Genomic DNA, 10,767 nt, shown 5'->3' with positions numbered 1-10,767 from the left:
CCCCGGCCCTGGCCGGGGCCCGGGGCCGCACCGGGCCGGCCCGGCGAATTCGGCCCGCCCGCCCCGAACCCGCAGGAAGCGCCGTACGGGACACCGCGACCGCAGGAAGCGCTGCGGGATGCACCGGGCCGGGCACCGCACCCGCCGGAAGCGCCGCAGGACGACGTGCCCTACCGGACACCGCATCCGCAGGACGACGCGTACGGAACGCCGCATCCGCAGGACGACTACGGGACACCGCCCCCTCCTCCGCCACCGATGCCGCCGCGCGCCAAGTCCGCCCCCACCGCACCGCCGCCCCCGGCGCACGCCGGGACCTACCGGCAGGGCGGCGACGGCGCACACGGCGCGAGCGGGCTGCCCGGGCAGCGCACCGGCGACCCCCGCCTCTCCCTGACCGTCAGCGCCGAGAACCGGCAGACCTCCGGCGAGCGCCGCAGCCGCCGGGTCAGCTGCACCGTCGCCCTGGCCGTGGCGGGCGCGCTCGCCGTCGTCACCCTCGGCACGGGGCTGCTCGACGGCCTCTTCCCGGGCAGCGACGCCGACCGGGACCGGGGCAACGACGCCGCCGCGACCCCGTCGAGGTCCGCCTCCCCACCGGCAGGGGAGAAGCCGTCGCCCGCCGAGTCCGACGACGCCGCGAGCGAGGCCCCGGTGGTCGCGCTGCCGAAGGCGTACATCGGCACCTGGGAGGGCCCGGTCACCGAGAGGACGAGCGGTCAGCCGCACGGCACACTCACCGCCGTCTTCACCGCGGGCAAGCGCGGCGAGCAGGTCGTCCGGATGAGCACGACCATCTCCCAGCTCGGCATCACCGTCACCTGCAACAGCGTCGGCACCCTCGCCTCCGGCACCGCGAAGGAGCTGAACATCCGCGAGGCCACCGACCCGGACCGCCCCAGCACCCCCGGCCTGTGCACCACCACCGAGGCCGACCTGGTCTTCCGCCTCGCCGAGGACGGCACCCTGGACTACCGCTCGAAGGAACGCGCCGCCGGTCTCCCGTACGGGAAGCTCACCCGGTCCGGCGACTGATCGCGCAAGGGGCTGGCGTACGCTGGATCGGTCCGTGGATCGTCAAAAAAAACCGCCGAAAGGTGACAGCCCGGTGACCGAGAAGGCCGACCTTCAGCCCGTCCTCGACCGAGCCGCCGAAGGCGGTCGGATCACCCCGGAGGAGGCGCTCGACCTCTACCGGTCCGCGCCGCTGCACGCACTGGGCGCCGCCGCCGACGCCGTACGCCGCCGCCGCTACGCCGGTACGGAGCACATCGCGACGTACATCATCGAGCGCAACATCAACTACACCAACGTGTGCGTCACGGCCTGCAAGTTCTGCGCCTTCTACGCCCCGCCCACGGCCACCGACAAGGGCTGGACCCGCGACCTCGACGACATCCTGCGCCGCTGCGCGGAGACCGTGGAGCTGGGCGGCACCCAGATCATGTTCCAGGGCGGCCACCACCCGGACTTCGGCGTGGAGTATTACGAGGAGCACTTCTCCGCGATCAAGAAGGCGTACCCGCAGCTGGTCATCCACTCCCTCGGCGCCTCCGAGATCGAGCACATGGCCCGGATCTCGAAGGTCTCCGCCGAGGAGGCCATCAGCCGCATCCACGCCGCCGGGCTCGACTCCTTCGCCGGCGCGGGCGCCGAGCTGCTGCCCGCCCGGCCGCGCACCGCCATCGCCCCGCTCAAGGAGTCCGGCGAGCGGTGGCTGGAGATCATGGAGATCGCGCACGGCCTCGGCGTCGAGTCGACCACCACCATGCTGATGGGCACCGGTGAGACCAACGCCGAGCGCATCGAGCACCTGAGGATGATCCGGGACGTCCAGGACCGCACGGGCGGCTTCCGCGCCTTCATCCCGTACACCTACCAGCCGGAGAACAACAAGCTGAAGGGCCGCACGCAGGCCACGCTCTTCGAGTACCTGCGGATGATCGCCATCGCCCGGCTCTTCCTCGACAACGTCGCCCACATCCAGGGCTCCTGGCTCACCACCGGCAAGGAGGTCGGCCAGCTGTCGCTGCACTACGGCGCGGACGACCTCGGCTCGATCATGCTGGAGGAGAACGTCGTCTCCTCGGCCGGCGCCAAGCACCGCTCCAACCGGCTGGAGATCATCGACCTGATCCGCAAGGCCGACCGCGTCCCGGCCCAGCGCGCCACGACGTACGAGCACCTCGTCGTGCACGACGACCCGGCGATGGACCCGGTCGACGAGCGCGTCGTCTCGCACATCTCGTCCACCGCGATCGAAGGCGGCACGGCCCACCCGGAGCTGAAGCTCCTCAACGCCAACTGACGTATCCATGCTGACGATTCACGCCGCGCCCCTGGTCCTCCCGGTCGGCGCGGCGGCCGTCGTGGACGGTGCGGTGGCGGTGGACGGCGACCGGATCGCCGCCCTCGGGCCGTACGAGGAGGTCGCCGCCGCGCACCCGGCCGCCCGGGTCCGCCGCTGGCCCGGGCTCCTCACCCCCGGACTGCGCCACGACCGGGCCGCCGAACTGCTCACCCGCTGCTACCACCCCGACCCCCGCGAGTCCGACGAACTCGGTGAACTCCCGCTGTGGGGTGAGGCGTTCGAGCGGATCGCGGCGACGATGGACACGACCCGGCGGGCCGGCAGCGTACGGCGCGGGCTCCAGCGGATGCTGCGCCACGGGACCACGCATGTGGTCGGCCCCCTCGGCGCGGACGATCCGGCGCTGCGCACGGCCGTCGCCCGGTCGGGGCTGGTCCAGGTCGGGCCTTTGCCCGTGCGGGAGGGCGTGCCGGCCCTGGACCCCTTCGCGGCGGGCGGCGATCTGGCCCGTATCGCGCACGGCCCGCTGACTGTGGGCGGGCGCGCCGACCTCGCGGTCTTCGACGTGGCCGACGAGGCGGCGCTGTACGGAGGAGAGCCCCGGCCCTGCGTGGCGACCGTGCTCGCGGGGCGGCTGGTGCACCGCGCCCGCTGAGGCCTGTGCCCCAGCAGTGGGCGTCACGGCACCTTCGGGCCGCCCAGGTAGCGTCCCTTCGCGTCGTACGGCCAGGCGTTGGCGACGCAGCCCTTCAGCCCGTCGATCTGCTGCATCATCGCGGGGGCGGGACGCCCCTTCCCCGGGCAGGTCTCGTGGCCGCGCCCCAGCCAGTGGCCGACCTCGTGGTTCACGATCAGCGCCCGGTACTCGGAGACGGGTCCGTCGAACTGCGGTGAACCGAGCTGCCAGCGCTTCAGGTTGACCATCACCTTCTCGCCGCCCCGGCAGTTGACCTCGCCGCGCGTGTTCAGGCCGTACTCGCCGCACATCCGGTCCGTGGTCGCCGGGGTGGCGATCCGGATCACCAGTCCGGCCGATCCGTCCGCGACCTGGCGGAACGAGCGCTCGCCGCCGTGGCTCCAGCCGCGCGGGTCCGCGAGGACGTCGGCGATGTCGGCGGCGGCCCGGTCGGGGTCGACGCCGATGCCGTTCTCCACCTCGACCCGGTAGGCGCTGCCCCTGCCCTTCGCCGAGACGCCGGCCCGGGCCACGGTGAACGTGCCGGGCCCCGAGGCGGGGATGTCCTCGGCCCGGGGGAGGTCCTCCTCTTCCTCCGTACCGCCCTCCGACCCGGCCGAAGCGGACAGGGACGGGGACGGGGTCGGGGTCGGCGGGGGAGTGGGCAAAGGGGCGTCCTCCAACGGCTCCGACGCGTTGTCCGGTCCGGCCGGCGCCGTACGGGACGGGGCCGGGGCGGCGTCGGCCGGGCCGCCCCCGGACTGCCAGGGGCGGCCGACGAGGAGCGCCGCACCCGCCACGGCCGTGAGCGCCAACACCGCGAGCGAGAGGGCCCGCCGCCGGTTCCGCTGCCGACGCCGCACCCGCGACCGGGACCGCACCGCGGACCGGGAACGGGAGCCGGGGGCGCGCCCGGGACGGGTGGTGGGCGGCGGGCCGCCCCGGGTGTCCCCCGGGGTGCGGGGCGGCGGCACGCGCAGCGGGAACGTGTCCTCGTCGCGCACCGGCTCCCCGTACGCGGGCGGCAGGGTGCCGGTCGTGCGGCGGCGCTTCACGAGGCGGCCCCGCTCCACGCCACCGGGTGCTCGTCGGCGTACGCGATCAGCTCCCGGAACCGCGGGTCCTGGGCGACCCGGACCAGGTCCCCGGCGGTGACGGGAGTGCCGCCCGCCCCGGACCGCGCGGGCGAGACGGACAGCGCCACCGTGCTGCGGCCGGACCGGTACTGCAGGGAGACCTCCGTGCCCCGCCCCCCGGTGAGCTGCCGGTAGGCCTGCGCGGGCGTGCCGTCCTCCAGGGCGACGGACTCGCAGGTCAGCCCCTTCCGCGGGATGTCACGGCAGGCGGGCGCCGCGCTCCCCTGATCCGGGCGCACCGACAGGCGGACGGCGTGCACGACGCCGTCGCGCCGCGCCCGGTAGCTCCCCGGGTCGTCGCCGGCCGGCACGACGGCCCCGATCGACGCGGGCAGCACGGCGTCCAGGGCCTCGGCCGCCCGCTGCCGGAAGTCCGCCAGGCGCTGGTCCTCCTGGGGGCCGAGGCCGGGCGGAGCCGACAGGGTGGGCGCGGGCGGCCCGGGAGGCACGGGCGCGGACTCCGTCGGCACGGGGAGGGACGTGGGGCTCGGCATGTCGGGGCGTGGCTCCGTACGTTGGGGAAACGGGGACGAGGTGGGCGCGGGCAGGGAGAGGGACGGTCCGGCGGGCGCGGCGGGTTCCGTGTCCGGCCCCGCCGACAGCCAGGGGCCGAGCACGGAGAGGCCCAGGGTGACGGCGGTGACCGCGACGAAGGCGCCCGCCACCGCGAACGCCCGGGTCCTGGCCCGCCGCCGGTGGCCCTCCCGTACCGCGTCGGGGACCAGATCCGGCGGGAGGGACACCGGGCCGACGGTCCGGCGCAGGGCGTCCCGGAACAGTTCCTCGTCCCGGAACAGTTCTTCGTCCCGGAACAGCTCCTCGTCGGGCGTGCCTTCGCCAGGGACGCCTTCGCTGTGCTCGCGGGGCGGCAGGTGCTCGTGCGGTTCGGGGATCATGACCGGCCCTCAGCTTCCGGTGGAGTAGAGCTGGACGTCGCCCAGCCGGGCGCGCAGGCGGACGAGCGAACGCGAGCACTGGCTCTTCACCGTGGACTCGCTGCACCGCAGCAGCGACGCCACGGTCTCCACGCTCAGGTCGTCCCAGTAGCGCAGGACGACCATCGCCCGTGCCCGGGGCGGGAGTTCGGCGAGCAGCGCGAGCAGGGTGACCCGGAGGTCGGCGCCCGGCGCGGGATTGGGGTGCGGGCGGGGCGCGTTGCGGTGGTGGGCGAGCAGATCCCGTACGGAGCGGCGGCGTTCGGCCACGAAGGTGCGTACCAGCACGGTCTTGGCGTAGGCGTCGAGGTTGTCCGCCCGGCTCGCCCTGCGCCAGTGCTGGAACAGCTTGGCGAGCGTCGTCTGCGTCAGGTCCTGCGCGCCCTCGACGTCTCCGCACAGCAGGTAGGCCGTCCGGTACAGCCGGCGCTGCCCTGTCCGGGCGTACGCCTCGAACGCGGCGCGCTCGCCGTCCGCCATGGCGGGCTGGGCCCCTGCCGGCATCCGCCCTCCCCTCTCCTCGACCCCCACCCCTTACAGAGCACCCGTGTGCCGAAAAGGTTGAAGAGAAGTGAAGATCAGTTCGAGACGGTGTGCGCATCGGTCCACACACCGGTCCGGGGGCGTCTCACCTGTCGGCGGATCCTGGTGCCCGCGCGAAGCGCTGTGCTAGAACAGCGCCCGTGCCAGTCGATCGTTTTCTGGTGGAGTGCCTCCACATCGATCTCTGCCGCGTCTCCAGCGCATCCTGTTGATGCCGGCCGCGGCATCCTCCGCGATGCCCACGTGATGCCTGCGCGCGTCCCCGGTACCAGCACCTTGAGCGCCTTCCGCGCCATCTGTGTCTTCTGCGCCTTCGGCGTCTGATCACCTCCGGGTTCCGCTCCTCGCATCCTCGCGCCCCCGGGGCGCCGCCCGCTCATGCCCCTCCGGCCTGCCCGCGCAGGTCCGGCGACGCTCCATGACTCCGGAGAGCCCTCCATGCCGACCTCCCCGTCCCTGCGGGAACGGACCGCCGAACCCGCCGCCGCTCCCGCGCCCCCGGGCCCGCCGAACGACGCCGGCGGCCGCCGCCCCGAACGCGCCGCCCTGCTGCGCCGGATCGGCCTGCGCGTCCTCGCGCTCGCCGTCCTGCTCGGCGGCTGGCAGCTGGTGACCGTGCTCCAGCTGTGGTCGCCGGTGCTCGTGCCCTCGCCCGCCGCCGTGTGGCGGGCCCTGCTGGAGACCTCCGGCACGCACGACGGCGTCCGGGGCTACCAGGGCCACACCCTGATCGAGCACCTCGGGATCAGCCTGCGCCGGATCTTCATCGGGGCCGGCGCGGGCGTGGTCGCCGGGCTCGTGCTCGGCGTTCTCATGGGGACGCTGCCCTGGGTACGGGTGGTGCTGGAGCCCGCGGTGGCGTTCCTGCGCACCCTGCCTCCGCTCGCCTACTTCAGCCTGCTGATCATCTGGTTCGGCATCGACGAGGCGCCCAAGCTGTGGCTGCTGGCCATCGCCGCGATGCCGCCGGTCGCCGTCGCCACCGCCTCCGCCGTGGCGTCCGCGCCGACGGCCCTGGTCGAAACGGCCCGCGCGATCGGGGCCCGGCGCGGACAGGTCGTCACCTCCGTCGTCCTGCCCTCCGCGCTGCCCGAGATCCTGATCGGCGTCCGGCTCGCCTTCGGCATCGCGTACTCCTCCGTCGTCGCCGCCGAGACCGTCAACGGGCTGCCCGGCATCGGCGGCCTGATCCGGGACGCCCAGCGCTACAACCAGTCCGACACCGTCGTGCTCGGCCTCTTCGCCATCGGCATCTCCGGCCTGCTCATCGACGCGGTCCTGCGGCTGCTCGCGGACCGCCTCGCCCCGTGGCGCAGCCACACGTAACCGCCCCCCCGCCCTGACGCCCCGACCACTCCCAACTCACGTACGAAGGACACGCACATGCCCCGAACACGCGGCCCGCTCCGCCTCACCTTCCTCGCCGTGACCCTCGGCGCCCTGCTGGCGGTGACGGCGTGCGGCCAGGGCGGCGGCTCCGGCGGCGGGGGCGACGGCGGCAAGACGATACGCATCGCCTACCAGGCGTTCCCCAGCGGCGACCTGATCGTCAAGGAGAAGGGCTGGCTGGAGAAGGCGCTGCCCGGTTACGACATCAAGTGGACCAAGTTCGACTCCGGGGCCAGCATCAACACCGCGTTCGTCGCCGGGTCCGTGGACCTCGCGGCCATCGGCTCCAGCCCGGTGGCCCGAGGGCTCTCCGCGCCGCTGAACATCCCGTACGAGGTCACCTGGGTGCTCGACGTCGCCGGGGACAACGAGGCGCTGGTCGCCCGTAACGGCTCGAAGGTCTCCTCGGTGAAGGACCTGGAGGGCAGGAAGGTCGCCACCCCGTTCAGCTCCACCTCCCACTACAGCCTCCTCGCCGCGCTCGACCGGGCCGGGGTGGACGCCTCGAAGGTCCAGCTGCTCGACCTGGAGCCGCAGGACATCCTGGCGGCCTGGACGCGCGGCGACATCGACGCCACGTACGTCTGGCTGCCGACGCTGGAGGAGCTGAAGAAGACCGGCAAGGTCATCGTCTCCAGCCGCGAACTCGCCGCCGGCGGCAAGCCCACCCTCGACCTCGGGGTCGCCTCCACCCGCTTCCTCAAGGCCCACCCCGACGTCCTGCCCGCCTGGCGCAAGGCCCAGGCGCAGGCGCTCGACCTGATCCACGACGACCCCGACGCCGCGTCGGCCGCCGTGGGCAAGCAGCTCGGCATCAGCCCCGACGAGGCGGGCTCCCAGCTGAAGCAGGGCATCTTCCTCAAGCCCGCCGAACAGGCCGACGCCAAGTGGCTCGGCGCCCCCGGCGAGGTCGGCGGCCTGGCGGACAACCTGCAGAGCGCCGCGCAGTTCCTCGTCGACCAGAAGCAGATCGACTCCGCGCCGGACATCGAGGCCCTGCGCAAGGCCATCCACGTGGAAGGGCTCAGCGATGCCGTCAGCCCCTGACATCCGCAAGGCGCCCGAGACGGAGGCCGGTACGGGCGAGGCGACCGCTCCCGTCGTCTCCGTACGGGACGTCCGGCACTCCTACGGGCGGGGCGCCGACGCGGTCACCGCGCTCGGCCCGCTCTCCCTGGAGATCCCCGCCGGTGAGTTCCTGGTCCTCGTCGGACCCTCCGGCTGCGGCAAGAGCACCCTGCTGCGGCTGATCGCGGGCTTCGAGCACGCCACCGAAGGCGCGGTCGAGGTGTTCGGGGAGCGCCCCGCACCCGGCAACCGGGCGGGCATCGTCTTCCAGCAGCCGCGCCTCTTCCCCTGGCGCACGGTCGGTGACAACATCGGCCTCGCGCTGAAGTACGCGGGCGTGCCCCGGGCCGAACGGCCTGAGCGTATCGCGCAGTTGCTGGACCGGGTCGGCCTCGGGGACACCGCCGGCCGCCGGATCTGGCAGATCTCCGGCGGCCAGCAGCAGCGCGTCGCCATCGCCCGCGCCCTGGCGGGCGGCAAGCGGCTCCTGCTGCTGGACGAGCCGTTCGCCGCGCTCGACGCGCTGACCCGGGAACGGCTCCAGGAGGACCTGCGCACCGTGAGCGCCGAGACCGGGACCACCTCGGTCTTCGTCACCCACAGCGTGGACGAGGCGGTCTTCCTCGGCACCCGCGCGATCGTCCTCACCAACCGTCCGGGGACCGTCGCCCTGGACGTCCCGATCGACCTGCCCCGCACCGGCGCCGACCCCGACGAACTGCGCGGGCTGCCCGCGTACGCCGCCCTGCGCGCCGAGATCGGCACGGCCGTGCGCAACGCGGCCCGCTGACCCCCGGCCCGTACACCCGAGAGGAGAAGAACCATGACCACCACCGCGACGACCCCCGTTCTGCGCGAGGCCCGTATCCCCGCCGACGGCCTGTACGAGGGCCCGCGCGAGCTGCGCCGGGTTCCGGAGGGCTGGACCGACCGCCCGTACGAGCGCTTCCGGCTGGTCCCGCTCGGCCGGGTCATCGGCGCGGAGATCCACGGCGTCGACCTGTCCCGCCCGCTGGAATCGGCGGTGCGCGCCGAGCTGGACCGGGCGCTGCTGGAGTGGAAGGTGCTGTTCTTCCGCGACCAGCACCTCACTTCGCGGCAGCAGAGGGCGTTCGCCGGGCTCTGGGGCGAGCTGGAGACCAACCCGCTGCTCGCCACCGGCGACGACCCGGAGGTGGCCCGCCTCGACCGCACCGCCGTGCCCACCTTCGAGAACGTCTGGCACACCGACGTCACCTTCCGCGAGCGCCCCGCCCTCGGCGCGGTCCTCCACCTGCGCGAGGTGCCTCCGGTGGGCGGCGACACGCTGTGGGCGGACATGGCCGCCGCGTACGACAATCTCGACCCGGAGGTGAAGGAGCGCATCGAGGGGGCGCGGGCGGTGCACGACTTCATCCCCGGCTTCGCCCGCTTCTACCCCCCGGAGCGGCTGGCGGCGCACCAGGAGCAGTTCCCGCCGGTCGAGCACCCGGTGGTGCGCCGCCACCCCGTCACCGGACGCCGCACGATCTTCGTCAACGCCTCGTTCACCACCCGGATCGTCGGTTTCGCGCAGGAGGAGAGCGACCGGCTGCTGCGCCTGCTGTTCCAGCAGGCGCACGCCCCGGAGTTCCAGGTGCGGTTCTCCTGGCGGGCGGGCGACGTCGCGTTCTGGGACAACCGGGCCACCCAGCACTACGCGGTCAACGACTACGCCCCGCACCGCCGGATCGCGGAGCGCGTGGCCATCGCAGGCGACCGCCCTCACTGATCCCGGTGGCGCGGCTGCTTGAATGGAAGGGTGACCCGAGCCTCCCTGGAAAAGCAGCCGCACGAAGTCGCCTCGATGTTCGACGGTGTGGCGGCCAACTACGACCTGACCAACGACGTGATCTCGCTCGGCCAGGCCCGGCTGTGGCGCAAGGCGGTCGCCCGCGCCGTCGACGCCCGGCCCGCGCAGAAGATCCTCGACCTGGCGGCCGGTACGGCGACCTCCTCGCAGCCCTTCGTGCAGGCGGGCGCCTATGTCGTGCCGTGCGACTTCTCGCTCGGCATGCTCAAGGTCGGCAAGGAGCGCCACCCGTGGATGCCGTTCACGGCGGGCGACGGGATGAAGCTGCCGTTCAAGGACGAGACGTTCGACACCGTCACGATCTCCTTCGGGCTGCGCAACATCCAGGACACCGAGGTCGCGCTCCGCGAGCTGTACCGGGTGACGAAGCCCGGCGGCCGGGTCGTGATCTGCGAGTTCTCCCAGCCGACCTGGACCCCGTTCCGCACGGTCTACACGGAGTACCTGATGCGGGCGATCCCGCCGGCCGCCCGCGCGGTGTCGTCCAACCCGGACGCGTACGTCTACCTCGCCGAGTCCATCCGCGACTGGCCCGACCAGCCCGCCCTCGCCGCACTGCTCCAGAAGGCGGGCTGGTCGAAGGTCGCCTGGCGCAACCTGACCGGCGGCGTGGTGGCCCTGCACCGGGCCACCCGCGCCTGAGTCATTCCCGGAGTCTGCGGGGCCTTTGGGGCCTCACAGCTCCAGCCGGAAGCAGACGGCCTCCTGGCCGCGCGGGGTGTCGTACGACTCGGCCCGCCGCATCCCGAGCCGTTCCGCCACCGCCATCGACCGGGCGTTACGGGAGTGGATCATCGCGACCACCTCGCCCACCCCGGCCCCCCCCCCCCCCCCCCGCCCTGGGGGGGCGGCGGCGGGGGCCGTCCCCCCGCCCCCCC

At 73.8% G+C, this 10,767-nt stretch carries 10 protein-coding genes and 2 pseudogenes; 8 read left to right on the top strand and 4 right to left on the bottom strand.

Features of this window, described 5'->3' with window-relative positions:
- The 3 genes and pseudogenes from ACFWM7_RS28975 to ACFWM7_RS28965 all read left to right on the top strand — a co-directional run.
- Window positions 1-1,035 (top strand): annotated as a pseudogene (locus tag ACFWM7_RS28975) (serine/threonine protein kinase); the annotation flags it as partial.
- A 73-nt stretch (window positions 1,036-1,108) separates the two neighbouring features.
- A complete protein-coding gene (mqnC, locus tag ACFWM7_RS28970) occupies window positions 1,109-2,308 on the top strand; it encodes a cyclic dehypoxanthinyl futalosine synthase (protein ID WP_383265970.1) in 1,200 nt (399 codons plus the stop codon).
- A gap of 7 nt (window positions 2,309-2,315) precedes the next feature.
- Complete coding sequence (locus ACFWM7_RS28965) at window positions 2,316-2,966, top strand: hypothetical protein (RefSeq protein WP_383265967.1); 651 nt, start codon at window positions 2,316-2,318, stop codon at window positions 2,964-2,966.
- Between the two features lie 23 nt (window positions 2,967-2,989).
- On the opposite strand, the gene ACFWM7_RS28960 is transcribed toward ACFWM7_RS28965, so the two are convergent.
- From ACFWM7_RS28960 to ACFWM7_RS28950, 3 genes are read right to left on the bottom strand one after another with little or no spacing between them, the layout of a single operon-like run.
- The gene (locus ACFWM7_RS28960; protein WP_383265965.1) at window positions 2,990-4,042 is read right to left on the bottom strand and encodes a DUF3152 domain-containing protein; all 1,053 of its coding nucleotides are present in this window, start codon (window positions 4,040-4,042) and stop codon (window positions 2,990-2,992) included.
- A complete protein-coding gene (locus tag ACFWM7_RS28955; protein ID WP_383265962.1) occupies window positions 4,039-5,019 on the bottom strand; it encodes a hypothetical protein in 981 nt (326 codons plus the stop codon). Before ACFWM7_RS28955 ends, ACFWM7_RS28960 begins: the two co-directional genes overlap by 4 nt.
- Window positions 5,020-5,028: 9 nt before the next feature.
- Window positions 5,029-5,538 carry a SigE family RNA polymerase sigma factor gene (locus tag ACFWM7_RS28950; RefSeq protein ID WP_383265973.1) on the bottom strand — a complete coding sequence of 170 codons (510 nt, stop codon included), beginning with the start codon at window positions 5,536-5,538 and terminating at the stop codon, window positions 5,029-5,031.
- A 501-nt stretch (window positions 5,539-6,039) separates the two neighbouring features.
- Between ACFWM7_RS28950 and ACFWM7_RS28945 the strand changes: the two genes are divergently transcribed.
- Genes ACFWM7_RS28945 through ACFWM7_RS28925 form a run of 5 tightly spaced genes read left to right on the top strand, consistent with a single transcriptional unit; the run spans window position 6,040 to window position 10,531 of the window.
- Window positions 6,040-6,927, top strand: coding sequence for an ABC transporter permease (locus tag ACFWM7_RS28945; RefSeq protein ID WP_383265960.1), 888 nt, complete (start codon window positions 6,040-6,042; stop codon window positions 6,925-6,927).
- Window positions 6,928-6,984: 57 nt separating this feature from the next.
- Window positions 6,985-8,037 (top strand): ABC transporter substrate-binding protein, encoded by a 1,053-nt coding sequence (locus tag ACFWM7_RS28940; protein ID WP_383265957.1) that lies wholly within the window; start codon window positions 6,985-6,987, stop codon window positions 8,035-8,037.
- A complete protein-coding gene (locus ACFWM7_RS28935) occupies window positions 8,021-8,848 on the top strand; it encodes an ABC transporter ATP-binding protein (protein WP_383265955.1) in 828 nt (275 codons plus the stop codon). The genes ACFWM7_RS28940 and ACFWM7_RS28935 overlap by 17 nt, the downstream gene beginning before the upstream one ends.
- A gap of 33 nt (window positions 8,849-8,881) precedes the next feature.
- Window positions 8,882-9,808, top strand: coding sequence for a TauD/TfdA dioxygenase family protein (locus ACFWM7_RS28930; protein WP_383265952.1), 927 nt, complete (start codon window positions 8,882-8,884; stop codon window positions 9,806-9,808).
- A 30-nt stretch (window positions 9,809-9,838) separates the two neighbouring features.
- On the top strand, window positions 9,839-10,531 hold the full coding sequence (locus ACFWM7_RS28925; RefSeq protein WP_383265949.1) for a demethylmenaquinone methyltransferase: 693 nt from the start codon (window positions 9,839-9,841) through the stop codon (window positions 10,529-10,531).
- A 33-nt stretch (window positions 10,532-10,564) separates the two neighbouring features.
- On the opposite strand, the pseudogene ACFWM7_RS28920 reads toward ACFWM7_RS28925, so the two are convergent.
- Window positions 10,565-10,767: pseudogene (locus ACFWM7_RS28920) on the bottom strand (GNAT family N-acetyltransferase); the annotation flags it as partial.

The sequence above is a fragment of the Streptomyces sp. NPDC058375 genome, assembly GCF_042723425.1.
Classification (GTDB): domain Bacteria; phylum Actinomycetota; class Actinomycetes; order Streptomycetales; family Streptomycetaceae; genus Streptomyces; species Streptomyces durocortorensis.
Note: the sequence above shows the minus strand (reverse complement) of the source record. Positions and strands in the feature narration are given on the sequence as shown.

Coding starts and splice junctions, on each gene's coding strand:
- ACFWM7_RS28965 (WP_383265967.1), top strand. CDS start 2,316: ATGCTGACGATTCACGCCGCGCCCCTGGTCCTCCCGGTCGGCGCGGCG.
- ACFWM7_RS28940 (WP_383265957.1), top strand. CDS start 6,985: ATGCCCCGAACACGCGGCCCGCTCCGCCTCACCTTCCTCGCCGTGACC.
- ACFWM7_RS28930 (WP_383265952.1), top strand. CDS start 8,882: ATGACCACCACCGCGACGACCCCCGTTCTGCGCGAGGCCCGTATCCCC.
- ACFWM7_RS28935 (WP_383265955.1), top strand. CDS start 8,021: ATGCCGTCAGCCCCTGACATCCGCAAGGCGCCCGAGACGGAGGCCGGT.
- ACFWM7_RS28955 (WP_383265962.1), bottom strand. CDS start 5,019: ATGATCCCCGAACCGCACGAGCACCTGCCGCCCCGCGAGCACAGCGAA.
- ACFWM7_RS28945 (WP_383265960.1), top strand. CDS start 6,040: ATGCCGACCTCCCCGTCCCTGCGGGAACGGACCGCCGAACCCGCCGCC.
- ACFWM7_RS28950 (WP_383265973.1), bottom strand. CDS start 5,538: ATGGCGGACGGCGAGCGCGCCGCGTTCGAGGCGTACGCCCGGACAGGG.